General features: G+C 36.6%; 19 protein-coding genes. 11 read left to right on the plus strand and 8 right to left on the minus strand.

Features of this window, described 5'->3' with window-relative positions:
• Positions 1–88 precede the first annotated feature (88 nt).
• Positions 89–562 carry a hypothetical protein gene (locus AHA02nite_RS12940; protein ID WP_146818002.1) on the minus strand — a complete coding sequence of 158 codons (474 nt, stop codon included), beginning with the start codon at positions 560–562 and terminating at the stop codon, positions 89–91.
• Positions 555–1,286 carry a YkgJ family cysteine cluster protein gene (locus AHA02nite_RS12945; RefSeq protein WP_146818004.1) on the minus strand — a complete coding sequence of 244 codons (732 nt, stop codon included), beginning with the start codon at positions 1,284–1,286 and terminating at the stop codon, positions 555–557. The genes AHA02nite_RS12940 and AHA02nite_RS12945 overlap by 8 nt, the downstream gene beginning before the upstream one ends.
• Positions 1,287–1,488: 202 nt before the next feature.
• Here AHA02nite_RS12945 and AHA02nite_RS12950 point away from each other — a divergent pair, with 202 nt between their 5' ends.
• Together AHA02nite_RS12950 and mreBH are read left to right on the plus strand one after the other, a co-directional pair.
• Positions 1,489–1,620, plus strand: a complete 132-nt coding sequence (locus tag AHA02nite_RS12950) for a YflJ family protein (protein ID WP_017186935.1) — start codon at positions 1,489–1,491, stop codon at positions 1,618–1,620.
• Positions 1,621–1,756: 136 nt separating this feature from the next.
• Entirely contained in the window at positions 1,757–2,764 is a 1,008-nt protein-coding gene (mreBH, locus tag AHA02nite_RS12955) for a rod-share determining protein MreBH (protein WP_146818006.1), read from the plus strand.
• Between the two features lie 36 nt (positions 2,765–2,800).
• On the opposite strand, the gene AHA02nite_RS12960 is transcribed toward mreBH, so the two are convergent.
• From AHA02nite_RS12960 to AHA02nite_RS12970, 3 genes are read right to left on the minus strand one after another with little or no spacing between them, the layout of a single operon-like run.
• Positions 2,801–3,712: a DMT family transporter gene (locus AHA02nite_RS12960; protein WP_146818008.1), complete on the minus strand. Its 912-nt coding sequence runs from the start codon at positions 3,710–3,712 to the stop codon at positions 2,801–2,803.
• A 50-nt stretch (positions 3,713–3,762) separates the two neighbouring features.
• On the minus strand, positions 3,763–4,536 hold the full coding sequence (locus AHA02nite_RS12965; protein WP_146818010.1) for an ABC transporter permease: 774 nt from the start codon (positions 4,534–4,536) through the stop codon (positions 3,763–3,765).
• The gene (locus AHA02nite_RS12970) at positions 4,514–5,494 is read right to left on the minus strand and encodes an ABC transporter ATP-binding protein (RefSeq protein WP_146818012.1); all 981 of its coding nucleotides are present in this window, start codon (positions 5,492–5,494) and stop codon (positions 4,514–4,516) included. Before AHA02nite_RS12970 ends, AHA02nite_RS12965 begins: the two co-directional genes overlap by 23 nt.
• 204 nt (positions 5,495–5,698) lie before the next feature.
• Here AHA02nite_RS12970 and AHA02nite_RS12975 point away from each other — a divergent pair, with 204 nt between their 5' ends.
• Positions 5,699–7,183: a potassium/proton antiporter gene (locus AHA02nite_RS12975; protein WP_146818014.1), complete on the plus strand. Its 1,485-nt coding sequence runs from the start codon at positions 5,699–5,701 to the stop codon at positions 7,181–7,183.
• A 121-nt stretch (positions 7,184–7,304) separates the two neighbouring features.
• On the opposite strand, the gene AHA02nite_RS12980 is transcribed toward AHA02nite_RS12975, so the two are convergent.
• Both AHA02nite_RS12980 and AHA02nite_RS12985 read right to left on the minus strand, forming a co-directional pair.
• Positions 7,305–7,568 (minus strand): hypothetical protein, encoded by a 264-nt coding sequence (locus AHA02nite_RS12980; protein ID WP_146818016.1) that lies wholly within the window; start codon positions 7,566–7,568, stop codon positions 7,305–7,307.
• 69 nt (positions 7,569–7,637) lie between these two features.
• Positions 7,638–9,305 carry a sensor domain-containing protein gene (locus AHA02nite_RS12985; RefSeq protein ID WP_146818018.1) on the minus strand — a complete coding sequence of 556 codons (1,668 nt, stop codon included), beginning with the start codon at positions 9,303–9,305 and terminating at the stop codon, positions 7,638–7,640.
• A gap of 213 nt (positions 9,306–9,518) precedes the next feature.
• On the opposite strand from AHA02nite_RS12985, the gene AHA02nite_RS12990 reads away from it, so the two are divergent.
• A complete protein-coding gene (locus AHA02nite_RS12990) occupies positions 9,519–11,084 on the plus strand; it encodes an FAD-dependent oxidoreductase (RefSeq protein ID WP_146818020.1) in 1,566 nt (521 codons plus the stop codon).
• A gap of 147 nt (positions 11,085–11,231) precedes the next feature.
• Here the strand turns inward: AHA02nite_RS12990 and AHA02nite_RS15205 are convergent, their stop codons facing one another.
• On the minus strand, positions 11,232–11,687 hold the full coding sequence (locus tag AHA02nite_RS15205) for a hypothetical protein (RefSeq protein WP_174758201.1): 456 nt from the start codon (positions 11,685–11,687) through the stop codon (positions 11,232–11,234).
• Positions 11,688–11,855: 168 nt separating this feature from the next.
• On the opposite strand from AHA02nite_RS15205, the gene AHA02nite_RS13005 reads away from it, so the two are divergent.
• The 7 genes from AHA02nite_RS13005 to AHA02nite_RS13035 all read left to right on the plus strand — a co-directional run bounded on the left by AHA02nite_RS13005 (position 11,856) and on the right by AHA02nite_RS13035 (position 17,031).
• The gene (locus AHA02nite_RS13005) at positions 11,856–12,695 is read left to right on the plus strand and encodes a hypothetical protein (protein ID WP_146818022.1); all 840 of its coding nucleotides are present in this window, start codon (positions 11,856–11,858) and stop codon (positions 12,693–12,695) included.
• Entirely contained in the window at positions 12,692–13,294 is a 603-nt protein-coding gene (locus tag AHA02nite_RS13010) for a hypothetical protein (RefSeq protein WP_146818024.1), read from the plus strand. Before AHA02nite_RS13005 ends, AHA02nite_RS13010 begins: the two co-directional genes overlap by 4 nt.
• Complete coding sequence (locus AHA02nite_RS13015; RefSeq protein WP_146818026.1) at positions 13,272–13,796, plus strand: D-glycero-alpha-D-manno-heptose-1,7-bisphosphate 7-phosphatase; 525 nt, start codon at positions 13,272–13,274, stop codon at positions 13,794–13,796. The genes AHA02nite_RS13010 and AHA02nite_RS13015 overlap by 23 nt, the downstream gene beginning before the upstream one ends.
• 80 nt (positions 13,797–13,876) lie before the next feature.
• Entirely contained in the window at positions 13,877–14,440 is a 564-nt protein-coding gene (locus tag AHA02nite_RS13020) for a TetR/AcrR family transcriptional regulator (RefSeq protein ID WP_146818028.1), read from the plus strand.
• 268 nt (positions 14,441–14,708) lie between these two features.
• Positions 14,709–15,599, plus strand: coding sequence for a BKACE family enzyme (locus tag AHA02nite_RS13025; RefSeq protein ID WP_146818030.1), 891 nt, complete (start codon positions 14,709–14,711; stop codon positions 15,597–15,599).
• A 3-nt stretch (positions 15,600–15,602) separates the two neighbouring features.
• Positions 15,603–16,547 carry an L-carnitine dehydrogenase gene (locus tag AHA02nite_RS13030; protein ID WP_146818031.1) on the plus strand — a complete coding sequence of 315 codons (945 nt, stop codon included), beginning with the start codon at positions 15,603–15,605 and terminating at the stop codon, positions 16,545–16,547.
• A gap of 13 nt (positions 16,548–16,560) precedes the next feature.
• Positions 16,561–17,031: a thioesterase family protein gene (locus AHA02nite_RS13035; RefSeq protein ID WP_146818033.1), complete on the plus strand. Its 471-nt coding sequence runs from the start codon at positions 16,561–16,563 to the stop codon at positions 17,029–17,031.
• Positions 17,032–17,065: the final 34 nt, after the last annotated feature.

The raw sequence follows: 17,065 nt of genomic DNA on the forward strand, positions 1-17,065 counted from the left end.
ATTCCGCTAAGTAACTGCTAAACTAAGGTTAAAGATCAGATATTCGTCTTTTCACGACACACTCCATCCCCTTTTGTTCTAACCTTATTTATTCTTCAAACGGTTTTAATTCTATTTCGTTTTCGCTAAGCCACCCTTCCAATATTTCAACAGGATTGGAATCGTCTCTAACTTCATAACGTTTGCCATTCGCTTGAAAACCGTCTTCTCCCAAACGAATGATAAAACTATTGTGTTTCGTGTAACCCTCATCTTCTTCAGTTGTAGTAGACACACTTAGATGGTATTGAATATCATCTAAATGGATATCAGTAGACTCTTTTACATCAACTTGCCCTAATTCTCGAAATAGATCGTTTATCTCACTTTCAATCGGTTCAGATTGTGCCTCTCTTGTTGGATATGACGAATATGAATCAACCGTTACATACTCTATAGTAGTCTCGCCGGCTAATCTTTCTTCCATTGCCTCATCAAACGTTTGATACTTTTGCAATTCAATAAAAATGAAAAAAATTAATAAACCGACAATGACTGAGATAAAACCAATTCTTTTAAACACTTTGCTCTCCCCTTTGAATCCACTCTTTTAGAAATACTGGCAAATAATTATACTCAAATAGATCTTCTGGGTATTCAACCGAATCATCTTCATCTGCTACTTCTTGAGCAATTTCATTTAAATTCCCCATATAATCTTCGTATAAAAACTCAAAGCTTACCGTTTCTTCAGGTACTAAATTGTCAGCGCATATTTTCGGGTCCATATAGTTAACATAAGTACGGCAAGGTAATGGACGAGACTCATATGCCATACAAGTATTCGTTTCAGTATTTAAGAGCGGACACGGTAATTGTGCTTTCATGTAATCAAATTTTACATCCCTGTTCTGAAAATCTAACGTTGTGCAATACTCTACTTTGTCTTTGTTTGCTTCAAAGTACTCTTTTAAATGTGTCTTTATACTTTGCCTTCGTTCATCATTCATCGATTCAATCGACCGAATAATCATTTTAGCTTCTAGTCTTGTAATGATAATAGGGAAATAACAACAAAATGCACACCCCATCTGACATGTAGGGGTCATCCCCATATGATCATCCATTTGTTTCATTTCATTAGAAACTTCACCTAACAACTGATGGTACCCTTCTATTAAACGATCTATTGGCTTTTCTTCTTGTAAAGCATAATCTGCAACTTCTACAAATTTTTCTTCATTTAGCTCATACGTCCCGAGCCTATCTAACCGTTGTTTCACCTCTTCAAGTGGCTTATATGACATAGTCAAAACCTTTCTATAATTAATTATTTTCTTTTTATAAATCAAATGTTATGATTACTTTTGGAGCTAACTGTACTCCATTATATCTAATTCATCAATAAAATTCCTAATAAATTCTATGCTTTACTCTTTTTTATGTAAAGGTTTGATGGTAAAATACTTTTTGCATACTTTTTAGGGTAAAACTAAAGGAGGGCTATTCATGTACGTAGGTACTAAAGGTTGGTACGTATCTGAGCTAAAGAAAATCGGCATTAACAATTACGAAGGTCGTAAAATAGAGAAATATGATGCATCGACTCTTGCTAACTTATTAGAAAGTAAGCAAAAATAACCAGCATTATTACAGAGGTTAAACCCTCTGTAATTTTTTTGTCAAAAATTCTTAACGTCAATAGTTCAAAAATCGTGATAAACTTACGAATTGTATAGATAATATAAACAGACACAAAAGATATGGGGGCATCTCAATGTTTGCAAATGCAGAAATTGGAATAGACTTAGGTACTGCAAACTTATTAATATATAGTAAAAGTAAAGGCGTCGTATTTAACGAGCCTTCTGTTGTTGCAGTTGATTCGAAATCAGGAAATGTACTAGCAGTTGGTCATGAGGCTAAAGAAATGATCGGTAAGACTCCTGCTAATATTACATCTATCCGTCCGTTAAAAGACGGTGTTATTGCAGATTATGAAGTAACATCACAAATGTTAAGCGAAATGCTAAAGAAAGTTAGCAAGCGTGTCGGTGTTTCCATGCGTAAACCTAATGTAATAATTTGTGCGCCAACAGGTTCTACATCTGTAGAGCGTCGTGCGATTGAAAATGCTGTTAAAGAATATGGTGCTAAACATGTTCACATTATTGAAGAGCCATTAGCAGCTGCTATTGGTGCTGGCTTACCAGTTGATGAGCCTGTCTCAAACGTTGTAGTCGATATCGGTGGAGGAACTAGTGAAGTAGCCATCATTTCATTCGGTGGTGTCGTATCAGCTCAATCTGTACGAGTTGGTGGTGACCACATTGATGCAGCAATTATTCAATATGTTCGTAAAAATTACAACGTACTAATCGGTGAACGTACAGCTGAAACAATTAAAATGGAAATTGGTTATGCCTTAGTTGAACACGAACCTGTTATTATCGAAGTTCGTGGACGCGACTTAGTTGCAGGCTTACCAAAAACGATTACACTTGATTCTAAAGAGATCCAAGAAGCGATTCGTGAACCACTAGAAAACATTCTAGAAGCAATTAAATCCACTTTAGAAAACTGTCCACCAGAACTAAGCGGTGATATCGTAGACCAAGGTATTACAGTTACAGGTGGTGGCGCACTACTAAAAGGTATGTCTGATTGGCTTACTGGTGAAGTAGATGTACCAGTTCATATTGCGGAAAACCCACTTGAATGTGTAGCAATCGGTACTGGAAAATCACTTCAAATGATTCACAAACTTCAAAAAGCATCAAAATAAAAATTAAGGTGACCTATTTGAGGTCACCTTTTTCTATTACCAAGCTTTATGTTTTCTAAAGAATTTTATATTACTTAAGTTCAAGTTTACTAATAGCACACCTACAATAACTAATAAACCACCCAATACATGCGCCAACAATAACGTTTCGTTTAAAAATAAAACCGCTCCAATAGTTGTGAAAACCGGTAGTAAATTTAAAAACACACTTGAAAGTGATGGTCCAATATCAGCAACTGCTAAATTCCAAAGCATTAATGCAATAAAAGATGGAAAAATCCCTAAATAAATAAGTCCTAACCAATGATTTATGTCAGTTTGCACAAATGGATAGCCAACAATATACCACTCGACTAACATCATCGGTATTAAAAAGACTACAGCTATACTCAACATCGCAACTATACTACTATAAATGGGAAACTTATGGTTATGCTGCTTAACCAATGAATAAACAGCCCAAACTAAAATGGCTAACAGCATGATTAAGTCGCCTGGATTAAATTGCATTGATAGCAACATGTTGATCGAACCGTTGGACAACACCCAAACAGCACCGACAAAAGACAATCCTATCCCGAATAACTGCCTCTTATTCAAGCGTTCTTTTAGAATAAAAAAGCCTAAAATCACAGCAAACATTGGTGTTGACGCTTCAACAATTCCAGCATTAATTGCTGATGTATAATTTAACGCTAAATAAACTAAAACGTTAAAAGTAACAATTCCTGTTAAAGCAAACCCTAATAAAGGCTTCCAATTTTCAAACAAAACGTGATTCTGCCATTTCAACTGCTTCCACGCAAAAGGAATAACTATTAATAAGGCTATAAGACAGCGGAAGAAAGTGATTGTAATTGGCGGCAAATCGCTAATTGCTTTACCAACTAGTAAGTTCCCAGAGAATATAATCACTGTAATCATTAAGAATACGTAAGAACGTACCATTTCTTCACCACCCTTACGCTATCTTAGCATGAATTAACATTTATACAAGGTTAATAGTTTCCGATTAAACCTTTCGTCATAGCGACTTTTTCACATTTTAAATAGACTAACACTCCAATAATTAAATATACTAAAGAGTTTACGATCAAAATTGACAAATCAGCGGCTGTGAAATGACTCCATGTAAAACCGTGAATCATGACTTCACGCACCATGTCGAACCCTTTAACAAATGGTGCTAACACTAAAAATGGTGCTATAGACAATGGCACAAACGCTAAACCCATCAAAATGAATTGCAGTATTTGTAAAAAAGCACTCATCTGTTTAAAGATAACCGTCATTCCTGCAATCATAAACCCAATTCCGATAATGCCAATGATCGTTAAAAATAATAACGGAATGACAATGTGTGGCTGTAGGTTTAGCCACTGATTAGCCGTTAACATTGTTGCTGCAAGTAATAGAACAACTATGACACTATTAATCATTAAATAACCAATAAACCTCGCTAACAAGATCCTCCAAACACCGTAAGGCGACATGTATAATTGCTCTAGAGTACCTCTTGTTGCTTCAAGAGTAATTGTGAAACCAATGTTCGACAATGTCATCATCGTTAAAAACCAAAAAACCATATTAACAATACCGTATTGAATATTAGTCTCAGCATGTTGAGGGTCTCCTATAACATTAATTCCAAAAAACATCGCTAAGAAAATAATATAAAACGTCAAAAACATAGCAATCGTATTAGGTAAGTAACGTTTTAATTCAATAAATTCCATTCTCGTATTCGCACTAATTAGATGAACTAACGACATACTCATTTTCCTCCCTACTAATCAAGTTCATAAACACTTGTTCAAAATCGATCGTCGTCCGGTCAATCTTCTCAATTATAGTTGATGCACTTTTTAAAATGTCCATTAAGTAGTAAATGTCACCGTCGTTTTCTAGTGTCACTTCTAACTTTTGATTACTATATTCATAGATTGGAAAATGAGTTTCAATTTGTTGCAGCTGCTTTTCGTTTAACTCTTCGCCTAAAGATAAACAGTATGCCTTTGTCTCAAACAAATCAATTAAATTATCTACCTTTTCATTAGTAATAACTTTGCCATGGTTAATAATGACTGTTCTCTCACACAAGTCCTGAACGACAGGCATATCATGTGAACTTATAATAATCGTCTTGTTTTCTTTTTTTACTATTTCCTTCAGTAGCTCTCGAATTTCATAACCTGTTTCCACATCGATTCCTAAAGTTGGTTCATCTAAAAGTATAACTTCAGTATTAGCAAGAAGTGCTACAGCTATTGCGAGCTTTTGTTGCATCCCTCTTGATAAACTACTAACTAACTCATTTTCTTTATGTTTTAAGTTAAATTGATCTAATAAGTGATCAATTCTTGTTTGCACATCCTTCCTTCTAGCACCTCTATTACCTGCGAAATATTCAAGGTTCTCCCTTACTGTTAAACGCCAATAAAGGTTTCGATTACCTTCTAATACAGCACTAATATGATTTAAGGCTTTAAGACGAGACTTCTCTACATTAGTACCTTTTATTTGTACACTCCCTTCATCTGGTTTTAACAGCCCACACATGCACTTAATTGTTGTCGTTTTACCTGCGCCATTTGGACCTAATAAACCTAAGATCTCCCCTTCATAAACATCAAAGGTTACACCTTCGATCGCTTTTACAATCTCCTTAGTTTTTCGTTTTTGATATAACTTAGATAAACCATTAACTTGAACTACACGTTTTTGTTCCATTGAATCCCCCTCCTACTCTCTATATACATTGAACCACTTTGTATATATTTGACAAAACGTACTTAGGAACCTTTTTCCATCCGTCTAAAGGCTGAAAAGTTTCACACTTTTTTCATATCCATAAAATCAAATTAATAACTGCTCTATAATATTTATGATAAAATAAAAACTAGAAATATTTTTTATTTTAGAAGGGGGAACAGAATGCTTGTTGAATCGTTTGGAAACGATGGATTGATCTTTTTAATTGCTTTCTTATTATTATGCGGAATCATCGCCGCAAAATTTTCAAGCCGATTAGGCCTCCCTTCACTTGTACTCTTTATAGCTGTCGGTATGGCAGTTGGTAGTGATGGGTTAGGAATTATATATTTTGATAATGTTGAGATTGCTCAACTTATCGGTATTCTTGCATTAATTATTATATTATTTGAAGGTGGTCTACAAGCGAAGTGGAAGACGATCCGGTCTGTCGCAGCACCTTCAATTTCACTTGCTACAGCAGGTGTGTTTTTTACCGCACTTATTACAGGGTCAGCAGTCTATTTAATTCTCGATGTCACGTGGTTAGAGGCGTTATTATTTGGAGCAATTGTAGGTTCAACTGATGCTGCTGCCGTATTCGCAACATTAAAAGAACGTAATATTAAAGCGAAAATGGGTGCAACGTTAGAAGCAGAGTCAGGTACAAACGACCCGATGGCTGTCTTCTTAACTATTATGTTTATTGAGTTAATTATTAGTGATGATTCCAGTCTATGGATGTTAATCCCTTCATTCTTTTGGCAAATGGGAGTTGGGTTAGTACTTGGTTTAGCTATTGGTAAATTAGCTTATAAGGCAATTAATAAAATTAACCTTGAATCAAGTGGACTTTATCCAATACTAGCTATATCGTTCGCGTTTGTTACATATAGTGCTGCGTCGTTCATTGATGCTAGCGGTTTTCTTGCTGTATATGTAGCAGCCTTAGTAATTGGTAACTCTGAATTAACTTACCGTTATTCCATTTTCCAATTTAACGAAGGTGTTGCTTGGACAGCTCAAATTATGATGTTTATCATCTTAGGTTTATTAGCTTTTCCTGAACAAGTTTTCCAATTATCTAATATTGTTGCAGGATTATTAATCTCTCTAGTGTTAATTTTCATTGCAAGACCAATTGCTGTCTTCTTATCAACTATAAGAATGAAATATACATTTAAGGAGAAATTATTCATTTCATGGGCTGGTTTACGTGGGGCCGTTCCGATCGTCCTTGCAACTTTCCCTATTGTTGCAGGAATTGAGGGTGCTGAAGAGTTCTTTAACATTATTTTCTTCGTTGTGTTAACATCTGCGCTCATCCAAGGTGCTACTATTTCAAATGTAGCGAGCCGACTTGGTTTAATGGGTCCTGTTAAAGACACACCGCACCACTCAATCGAATTAATTTCGATCGCTAAAGCAAATGCAGAAGTTGTTCAGTTCCAGACAAACAGAGATAATTATGTTGTTGGAATGAAGCTACATGAAATCGAATTCCCTACGAAGTCATCAATCGCTGCGATCGTTAGAGGTGATGAGTTAGTTACACCATATGGAGATACAGAAATTAAAGAAGGCGATTTTCTATACATCCTCGTTTCCAAGAAATATCACTCACAATTAATGAAAGTATTAAACAAAAAGAAGGACCAAGCGAAATAATCGCTTGGCCCTTCTTTTATATTTATAGGGAGATATTTACGAGCTCTTAAGTATAAGATAACACAAATACCTTAGTAATGAAGTTACGGTCGAGTTAATTGTTTATTACAAATGTTACAGTTTACAAAATAGTTAGAATGATAATTGAGCCAATAAAAACTAAAACAAACAAACCAACATAAATTAAAACTAAATTAGGTATATTTCGACGTAATGATTCTTGTTCATAATGGTGTGAACGCTCTAACTCCTCATCAGGTGTCGCCCCTCTGTTTTCATACTCTTTAATTTGTCGATCATGATTTTTAGCAATGTTCAAGGTGATCGTTAAAGCTATAACAAATAATAAACCAATAACAATTAATAGAATCGTAAGCATTTCCATTTCCATTGCCCTCCTTACATAGTGAAAGACGGTTCGTAAATGAACCGTCCCACTTTAATAATCCTATGATTATACGATTGTTGTCAATTGATACGTGTCTTTACCTAAAGATTTTGCATCATACAATGCGCTATCAGCAAATTTAATTAATTCATCATTTGTCACTTGTTCAGAGTCAGGAAGCGCAACGCCGATACTTGTTGTAACTGCAAATTCCTCACCGCTAACATCCCACTCTTGCTCAACAACTCTTCTTACGCGATGAACAACTTCTAAAGCATCTTTCTTTGAAGTTATATTCGTCAATAAAGCGATGAACTCATCTCCGCCCATTCTGGCAATGAAGTCTGATTCTCTCAAACTACTTTGAATGCGCTTTCCAAACTCCTTAATGACTTCATCGCCAATATCATGACCATGCTCATCATTAATAGTTTTGAAATTATCAATATCAAGCATCATCACTGCAAAACCTTTTCCACTCTTTTGATACTCATCTAGATGATCAGATAAATTTGACTGAAATAATCTTCGGTTAGGCAACTCTGTTAAAGGATCATGATAAGCGAACATTTTTAACTGTTCCTCATAAGCCTTTCGCTCGGAAATGTTACGCGTTACAACGACCATCTGATGAAAATGGCCATTATCGTCATAAATCGGCTTCCCTTGCAATTCAAACCACAACCAACCTTTTTCTTGATGGTATTGTCTGAACTCTAACGATATAGGATCGCCTGTTTCTTGTGCATGATCAAATGAGTGTAATACGCCTTTAAAGTCTTCTTCATGTAAATTGTGTAACAACGATCGGCCAACGTAATGTTCAGGGCTATAACCTAAAACGTTACCATATGAAGGCGAAGCGTAAGTGATCATCCCTTCACCGTCAACTAATGTAATTAGATCGTGTGAGCTTTCAGCAATCATACGGAAGCGTTCTTCATTTTTAGAAAGCGTTCTCTCAGCATAACGCTGCACAGTTATATCTTTTATAACGACGTAAACACCGGTAACTTGACCTTCCACTACAACTGGTGTCATCGTTATATCTAAATCGAGTTGCATTCCTCTTGCATTATATGTATTTACCTCGAAGTTTTGCGGGTTTTTTCGTAAAGTTTGAACGAAACATTTCTTCAACTGCCGTTTTATACTTAGATCAACAAACTTAAAAGCAGATTGACCTAACAATTCATCTTTTGGATATCCAGATAACTCTTCAAATGCATTGTTTAATTCAACTAACTTACCATTATAGTCAATAGAAAAAATAGCATCTGTATTATCTAAGAAAAGTGACTTATAGCGTTGCTTACTTAATTCTAACCGACGTTTAGAATCTTCTCTAGCAAGCTCAGCCTCTTTAAATTCAGTAATGTCCCTTACAACTGCAACAATATGAGTACACTCTCCGTGTTCGTTCAAAAGCGGTGTTAACTTTGTTTCACTTATGTATTTCTCTTCGTTATTTGAATGAAAAGTGTCTTCATATAAAAGTTTTTCCTGACCTTGAGCTGATTGCTTGTATTTGTTCATTAAAAATTCGGCTTGTTCTACTGGTAAGGCATCAAATAAATCTTTACCAATTACATTTTCAGTTAACCCAGTTCGTCTCATTGCTGATTCATTCATTAATTCATAGACAAAGCGTTCTTCTCCCTCAACCCTCATTACGAACACCATGCTATCAAAACCATTCATTAAGACCTGGTTCAACAACTGATTATTCAACATAATTTAAGCCCCCAAAACGTTCAGATATCCCCTATTTAGTTACTACATTCTATTTTACGATACTCTTAAAGAAAAATCTACCAATAAACCATACTTTTTACCTACAACAGAAGACATATTTCTACAATCTTTTCCATCTTAATTATATCACATGCATACGTATCGTTTTTTAACAAAAACTGTATAAGAAAACTTTAGGAAGGTGGTTTCATTATGAATATAGATGGTTTACCAGAAGAGTCAGTACCTGTATGGAAAGAATCAATGGAAAAGTACCAACTTGAGACATTACAAGGCGACCATAAAACTGACATTGTCATTGTAGGGGGTGGAATCACTGGAATTACTGCAGCTTATTTGCTCGCCAAATCTGGAAAAGAGATCACACTTATTGACGCTGGACATCTCGTGCAAGGGACAACTTTACATACAACTGCAAAAGTCACTGCCCAACACAACCTTATTTATGATGAGCTTTTAACTCACTTTAATTATCAGGTTGCACGGGGTTACTACGAGGCCAACAAAGATGCTATGAACTTATTTGAACAAATCATTCAAGATGAACAAATTGAATGTGACTGGGAAACACATGACGCCTACCTATACTCTACATCAGGTGAATATGGGAAAAAGCTTGAAGATGAGTACAAGGCTTATCAAAACTTAAACATTAACGGAAAGATTACAGATTCTATTCCGTTTAACATTGAAATTGAAAACGCTCTATACATGAAAGATCAATACCAATTTAATCCGACTAAATACCTAAATCAACTTATTCAAATCATTCAAGACAAAGGGGTAAAGCTTTACGAAAACACTGTTGCTGTAAATGTAGAATCTACCGAGCAATCAGCAACTGTAATTACCCGTGACGGTCATAAAGTTGAAGGAAAATATGTTTTATCTTGTACCCACTTCCCTTTTTATGAAGGGAAAGGACTGTACTCAGGAAAAATACATGCTCAACGCTCTTATGTTATTGCTTTTCCAAATCAAAACCCGTATCCAGGCGGTATGTATTTAAGTGCAGACGAGCCGAGTCGATCGATTAGACATGCAACGATCAATAACCAAGACTACATTTTGTTTGGTGGTGAAAGCCATAAAGTAGGACAAGGAAAAGACTTGCATAAACACTACTTGAACTTAAAACGATCAGCAGAAGAGATCTTTGGCAAAGTCCCGATTGAATACCGGTGGTCAACACAAGATTTAGTAACACTAGATAAACTGCCTTACGTAGGTCCTGTTACAAAAGATGAACCTCGTGTTTTAATTGCAACAGGTTACCGAAAATGGGGTATGACAAATAGTACTGCTGCAGCCAAGCTTATGGTGGACAAAGTTCTCGGTAATTCAAATCCTTACGAAGAAGTATACAAACCTTCTCGTTTTAATGCTGATCCAAGCTTGAAAAAATTCTTCTCAGAGAACTTTGACCTAACGAAACATTTAATAAAAGGAAAAATTGAGTTTCCGAAAAATGAAGTTGAAGACTTGAAACAAGGCGAAGCAACTACATTCCTAATGAATGGTCAACGAAAAGGTGCTTATAAGCATGACGATGAAACAGTCTACATTGTAGATACAACTTGTACACATGCTGGATGTGAAGTGAACTGGAATGACGCAGAAAATACGTGGGACTGCCCTTGTCACGGTTCGCGCTATTCCTATAAAGGTGAAGTCATAGAAGGACCTGCTGAAAAAGATCTGAAGAATTATGATTTTAGAATGCTTGATATTCTGAAAGATGATGAATCAGGTTATTAATTTTTTCGGCGTTCGCTGATATATTTCGGCGTTCGCCGGAATACAGGGTGGTTTCGCCGGATAATTTTAATTTTCGCCGGAATATCAATTTTTTCACTGATTTCCCATAAATTTAAAAGAGCTTGGTTCGCCCAAGCTCTTTTCTTATTAATAACATTGGAAAGAATCTATTCTTTCTAAATCAACTCCGTAATAAACCCAGAAGAACCCAGTCCATCGGTAACCTGAGACTGACCTTCTCCCTACATAAGTTGGGTAAAACCAGAAACGCTGCCTATTATTTAACCAAATATATGTGTAACGGTATAAACAGCCACGAATTGCTCCTGGGTCAACCGCTTGCACACCAAACTGTGGTTGTTGCGGTGTAAATGATGGCGGTGGTGAAGATGGTGGTCCTCCTGCACCTGGTCCGGGTTGCGGGCTTGGTCCTGGACCTGGTTGTGGCCCCGGCCCTGGTCCTGGTCCCGGTCCTGGTTGAAACCCTGGCCCTTTCCCGCCACCTGGTGGGCCTGGAGTTGGTCCAAACATCCCTCCACCTATAAACGGAAAACCAAACCATTGTCTTTCATCATCATAATGATGGTGTTCATTAAATGACACGTTTCAAGCACTCCTTCCATTCAAAATCAGTCATACAACAATGTATGCCCTCATTGAAAAACAGGTGCCTATGCTATATTCATAAAAATTTAATTTTTCCTAGAAAAGTAAATTGAAAGATGGTAGTTTGGTATGAAAGAGCCTTTCATAGGGAGGGAGAGAGAAATAATGAAGCTTATTAATGGGAAGTTAATTTTATCTAGTGTTAGTTTAGCAATACTGTGGACTATATTTAATGTTGTTAATTACTACACTAACATAATAGATGAGCCTATTGTTTTAGACCACTATATTCATATGGAAGTTGAGCATCATACCGACGAATTTGACTTATATTATGTTACTCATAAAAATTCGAACCAATCGATATCACACGTTGATCTAGGTAATGAAATCACTTTCGTTCCAAGTTCAAATCCATCTCATTATAACAATAACCCAGCCCATTCATTAGCGTACGAATCTTTTAACCATTATGACTTACATAGAGCGAGTCTTACTTTGAAAAATCAAAGCCATATAGATGATTTATTTTCAGATACAGAAACATTTAGTACTGATTCAATCGACATTTATTTTTCTGATGGCACAGTTCAAACAAAACCTATTAATCTAACATTAACGAACCTAGGTGATGTGCAACGTGCGCAACCAACTATCTCAAGCACATATGTCAATATTACAACATCAAGGACAGCGCACTTCCAAGTAAATAATGACTTAACACTAAAAGAAATCAAAATGGATAATTATATCGAAGACAACTTCACAATCGAATACGACCAACAACTACCTACTGACTTAGCAAGAGGCGAGGAATTTGAATTCGATATTTCTTATAACGGTGATCCTTTTTTAGCTGTTAATGCCCCTCTTAAATTAATTGAAGCTGATGAATCCAGTTCTAATATTTCAAGATCAATTCAATTCCAACACCAACACACACCTAACATAACAGAAAATGAGATGAATGAATTCATCGAAACAAAAGGCGGTAATCAAAAATGAGAGAAGCTTTCACTCTAATCTTAGCGGGATTTCTAATCGTGTTTTTCGATATAGAATTTAACGGTTTTAATATCATTGTGGACGTGGTCGGTTATATCATCGTTGCTGTTGGGTTATCAAAGCTTCAAACATACTCAAATTATGCTAAAACGGCGATGTTCATTGCTTCTATATTAGCTGTTGTATCCATTCCTAATATCTTTATAACTGAAGTGGAGTTTAACACGGCAGTTACACCAACATTTGAATATTATTATGCCCTCACATTAACCATTTTACAGTTTGTATTAGTCATTTATTGTTTGTTCATCATGAGACAGTTAAGCGAAACATTCAATCCAAATCATACGAGAGCAATAAACATGCTACTAGGTTTTACAGCTGCCTTAAACACTATTGTTATTGCTTTAATGTCGGTATCTATAAACATCCAATCTCACACTTTTAACATGATGATTGTAAGTTTCGGATTAATGGCACTCATCACTCACACCGTATTTCTCGTTTATCTGTTTAAATTCAGACGAATCGAAGAGAATAATGATGATGACGAAGACCATTTAAAGGAGCATACACATGAACAAAGCCGTTTTTCTTGATCGTGATGGAGTTATTAATGAAGTTAAAACAAGCCGTGTTAAGTTTGTTAATAAGCCGAGAGACTTTCACTTCCTCCCTGGTGTTAAAGAAGCTGTCGCCAAGCTTCATGAATGTGGTTACGATATTTTCGTTGTCACTAACCAAGGCGGAGTAGGATTAGGTTATATGACGGAATCTATGCTTAAAGAGATCCACCGACATATGGTCGAAGAGTTCGAAAAAGCGGGTGCATATATAAAAGAAGTAAAAGCTTGCACCCATAAACCACATGAAGATTGTGAATGTCGTAAGCCAAAACCAGGAATGTTAAACACTTTAATCGAAAAACATAACATAGACAGAAGACAAAGTTTTATGATTGGTGATCGTGAGGTTGATATCGAAGCTGGCTATGCAGCACAAGTTACAAGCCTTATGGTTGGTAACGAATCATCACAAGCTAAATTCTCTTTTAAAGATTTACCCGAAGCAGTTAAGTGGATTTGTGAAGAAAAAAATTGAAATGATAATTGAAACTAAACCGTCCAGGTAGTATAGTATCTACATAGATAATTCTATTCTAGATTAAAAGAGGGATGATCATGAGCAAAAATTCAAGAAGAATCGAAATTTTAAATGCTGCTTCTAAAATCGTTAGTGACAAAGGGATCTTTAACCTCACTCTCGAAGCTGTAGCCAAAGAAGCAGGAATTAGTAAAGGCGGACTCCTCTACCACTTCCCTTCTAAAGAAGCACTTGTAGAAGGTATGGTTGAACACCTTGCTCATAACTACCGTGCAAAGATTGCTAACAACGTAGATAATGATCCACTAGATAAAGGAAAATGGACACGTGCCTTCTTAAATGTCACGTTTAACCAAGGCTACCCTAATAAAGATATGCACTCAGGACTATTAGCAGCCAAAGCTGTAAAACCTGAGCTTCTAGAACCTCTTCATAACGCCTATGAAGAGTGGCAAGCTAATATAGAAAATGACGGTTTAGACCCTGTTGATGCTACAATTATTAGATTAGCAACAGACGGTATATGGCTATCAGAGCTGTTCGAGATTTATCAAATTGAACCCGAACAAAAAAAGCACGTCTATAAACGTCTTCATGAATGGGTTCAAGATATGTACATTAAATCAGAAAAGAAAGATTAACTCCCTCTTTCAATTACTCCACTACTAAATTGTAGTGGAGTTTTTTTACGTCAAAAAACTTATTTTTTATAGATTTTTTCAACCAACGTCTATCCCTCTACAACTCAACGATGACTCCTTTCTTTTAGTTCTTATTCAATCAAAAATCTTTAAAATAGCTGTTGATAAAAAACCGTCCAGATGGTACAGTACTTAACAGGATTTCAAACCGTCCAGATGGTACAGTAAATTTATATATTGCTTATTAAATTTAAGGAGGATTTAACTTATGGCACAAAAAGTTATGTTAACAGCAGCCGTTACAGGTGCTGGCGAAACTACAGAAAAGAACCCTAACGTTCCTGTAACACCGAAGGAGATTGCAGAGTCTGCAATTGAATCGGCAAAAGCCGGAGCTACAGTTGCTCACGTCCATGCACGTGACCCAAAAACTAGTGGCATTAGTCACGATGTTGATCATTATCGCGAAATTGTTGACCGCATTCGTGAAGCAGATACAGATGTTGTCATTAATATTACATCAGGTGGTGGAGGTGACTTCATCCCTAGCTTGGATACTCCAGCTGCAGGTGGTGAAGGAACAGATATCCAAACACCTCAAGAGCGCCACAAGCCCGTAGGAGAACTACTTCCTGAAATGTGCACATTAGATTGTGGTAGTACAAACTTCGGAAACATGATCTACATGAGCCCGACAGATTGGTTAAGAGAACAGGCGCAACTAGTAAAAGATAGTGGTGTAAAACCAGAACTAGAGTGTTTCGACACAGGGCATTTACGTTTCGCTAACCAGTTAGTTGCTGAAGGATTAGTCGCTGAAGACCCTATGTATCAGTTCTGCCTAGGCATTCCTTGGGGAGCTGAAGCTGATGTAGAAACCATTTCATATATGAAGGGTCGTATCCCAGAGAATGCACACTGGTCAGCATTCGGCATTGGTCGTATGCAACTGCCTATGGTGACACAAACAGCTCTATTAGGCGGAAACGTTCGTGTTGGACTAGAAGATAACATTTACCTTAAAAAAGGTGTTCCAGCTACAAACGAACAACTTGTTGACCAAGCAGTTAAACAACTGCACAGCAACAATATTGAAGTCATGACACCACAAGAAGCGCGTGAACAATACAACTTGTTACAACTTAACGGAGGAAAGTAATTTATGACATTAACAGAGCAAACACCAAAGAAAGTAGCGATTATTGGTACTGGTGTGATCGGAAATGGTTGGATTATTCGTTTTCTTGCCAATGGCTTTGACGTTGTCGCTTTTGACCCAGCAGAAGGTGCTGAAGAAAAGACAAAACAAGTCATTAAAAACGCATGGGAATCGGTTAAAGAACTAGGATTACACCCAGAAGCCGATCAAAACCGACTAACTTTCGTATCGACTATGGAAGAAGCAGTTAAAGACGCTGATTTAATTCAAGAAAATGTGCCTGAACGTGTTGTGCTCAAACAACAAGTTCTAGCTGATATAGATTCACACGCTAAAGGTGATGCCATAATCGGCTCAAGCACATCAGGTATTAAACCGACAGAATTACAAGTACAAATGAAAAACCCTGAACGATTAGTCGTAGCCCATCCTTTCAACCCAGTGTACTTATTACCACTCGTTGAAATTGTTGGCGGTGAGTCTACTAATCAAGAGAATATTAATCTAGCATACCAATTTTATGAAAAGGCAAATATGAAGCCGATGATCATCGACAAAGAAATTGAAGGTTTTGTTGCTGATCGACTTATGGAAGCACTATGGCGAGAGGCCCTACACTTAGTAAACGATGGAATTGCTACTACAGAAGAAGTCGATAAAGCGATCACTTACGGGGCTGGCCTACGCTGGGCGCAAATGGGGCCATTTATGACTTTCCATTTAGCTGGTGGTGAACAAGGTATGCGCCATATGCTAGAACAATTTGGTCCAGCCCTGAAGTTACCTTGGACTAAGTTAGAAGCACCTGAACTAACAGATGAATTAAAAGAGCGCGTCATTACAGGCTGTGAATCACACGCTGGTGAACGCTCTGTCGCTGAATTAGAAAGAAGGCGTAACGAATTTCTAGTAAAGCTAATGGACTTAGTTGAAGAATATTGGCCATAAAGAGGTGTTATGAATGACTACTGAATTTAAATATGAAGATTATGTTCATCCAGAATGGGTCGATTACAACGGTCACATGAATGATGCTGAGTATGCTAAAGTATTCAGCCACGCTGTTGATGCGTTTATGGGTGAAATTGGGTTAACACAAGAAGTAATTGCAGAAGAAGCTTACACCATTTTTACACTTGAAACACATCTTTGTTATTTAAAAGAAGCGCATGAAGGTGAAAAGCTTTCAGTTACAGTTCAAATTATAGATCATGATCCAAAGCGTCTTCACGTTATATTTTCAATGTTTAACGAACAACAAGAACTCGTTGCAACGAGTGAACAAATGTTAATGGGCATGGATACTAACCAAGGTAAACCCGCTCCATTTATAACAAATGTACAAGAAAAAATAAATACAATTTGGTCAAAACATGAACATTTAGAGCAACCGAAACAAGTTGGAAGAACGATTGGGATCAGAAAGAAATAATCTAATCCCACGTCTTCTCTTACAAATAAAGGAG

The sequence above is a fragment of the Alkalibacillus haloalkaliphilus genome, from assembly GCF_007991275.1.
Taxonomy (GTDB): Bacteria; Bacillota; Bacilli; order Bacillales; family Alkalibacillaceae; genus Alkalibacillus; species Alkalibacillus haloalkaliphilus.

What these genes read in the sequence shown, in the direction of transcription:
- AHA02nite_RS13025 (WP_146818030.1), top strand. Translation starts at nt 14,709, where the DNA reads ATGGCACAAAAAGTTATGTTAACAGCAGCCGTTACAGGTGCTGGCGAA.
- AHA02nite_RS12990 (WP_146818020.1), top strand. Translation starts at nt 9,519, where the DNA reads ATGAATATAGATGGTTTACCAGAAGAGTCAGTACCTGTATGGAAAGAA.
- AHA02nite_RS13030 (WP_146818031.1), top strand. Translation starts at nt 15,603, where the DNA reads ATGACATTAACAGAGCAAACACCAAAGAAAGTAGCGATTATTGGTACT.
- AHA02nite_RS12980 (WP_146818016.1), bottom strand. Translation starts at nt 7,568, where the DNA reads ATGGAAATGCTTACGATTCTATTAATTGTTATTGGTTTATTATTTGTT.
- AHA02nite_RS12975 (WP_146818014.1), top strand. Translation starts at nt 5,699, where the DNA reads ATGCTTGTTGAATCGTTTGGAAACGATGGATTGATCTTTTTAATTGCT.
- AHA02nite_RS12965 (WP_146818010.1), bottom strand. Translation starts at nt 4,536, where the DNA reads ATGTCGTTAGTTCATCTAATTAGTGCGAATACGAGAATGGAATTTATT.
- AHA02nite_RS12960 (WP_146818008.1), bottom strand. Translation starts at nt 3,712, where the DNA reads ATGGTACGTTCTTACGTATTCTTAATGATTACAGTGATTATATTCTCT.
- AHA02nite_RS12970 (WP_146818012.1), bottom strand. Translation starts at nt 5,494, where the DNA reads ATGGAACAAAAACGTGTAGTTCAAGTTAATGGTTTATCTAAGTTATAT.
- AHA02nite_RS12945 (WP_146818004.1), bottom strand. Translation starts at nt 1,286, where the DNA reads ATGTCATATAAGCCACTTGAAGAGGTGAAACAACGGTTAGATAGGCTC.
- AHA02nite_RS13005 (WP_146818022.1), top strand. Translation starts at nt 11,856, where the DNA reads ATGAAGCTTATTAATGGGAAGTTAATTTTATCTAGTGTTAGTTTAGCA.
- mreBH (WP_146818006.1), top strand. Translation starts at nt 1,757, where the DNA reads ATGTTTGCAAATGCAGAAATTGGAATAGACTTAGGTACTGCAAACTTA.
- AHA02nite_RS12950 (WP_017186935.1), top strand. Translation starts at nt 1,489, where the DNA reads ATGTACGTAGGTACTAAAGGTTGGTACGTATCTGAGCTAAAGAAAATC.
- AHA02nite_RS13020 (WP_146818028.1), top strand. Translation starts at nt 13,877, where the DNA reads ATGAGCAAAAATTCAAGAAGAATCGAAATTTTAAATGCTGCTTCTAAA.
- AHA02nite_RS13010 (WP_146818024.1), top strand. Translation starts at nt 12,692, where the DNA reads ATGAGAGAAGCTTTCACTCTAATCTTAGCGGGATTTCTAATCGTGTTT.
- AHA02nite_RS13015 (WP_146818026.1), top strand. Translation starts at nt 13,272, where the DNA reads ATGAACAAAGCCGTTTTTCTTGATCGTGATGGAGTTATTAATGAAGTT.
- AHA02nite_RS12985 (WP_146818018.1), bottom strand. Translation starts at nt 9,305, where the DNA reads ATGTTGAATAATCAGTTGTTGAACCAGGTCTTAATGAATGGTTTTGAT.
- AHA02nite_RS13035 (WP_146818033.1), top strand. Translation starts at nt 16,561, where the DNA reads ATGACTACTGAATTTAAATATGAAGATTATGTTCATCCAGAATGGGTC.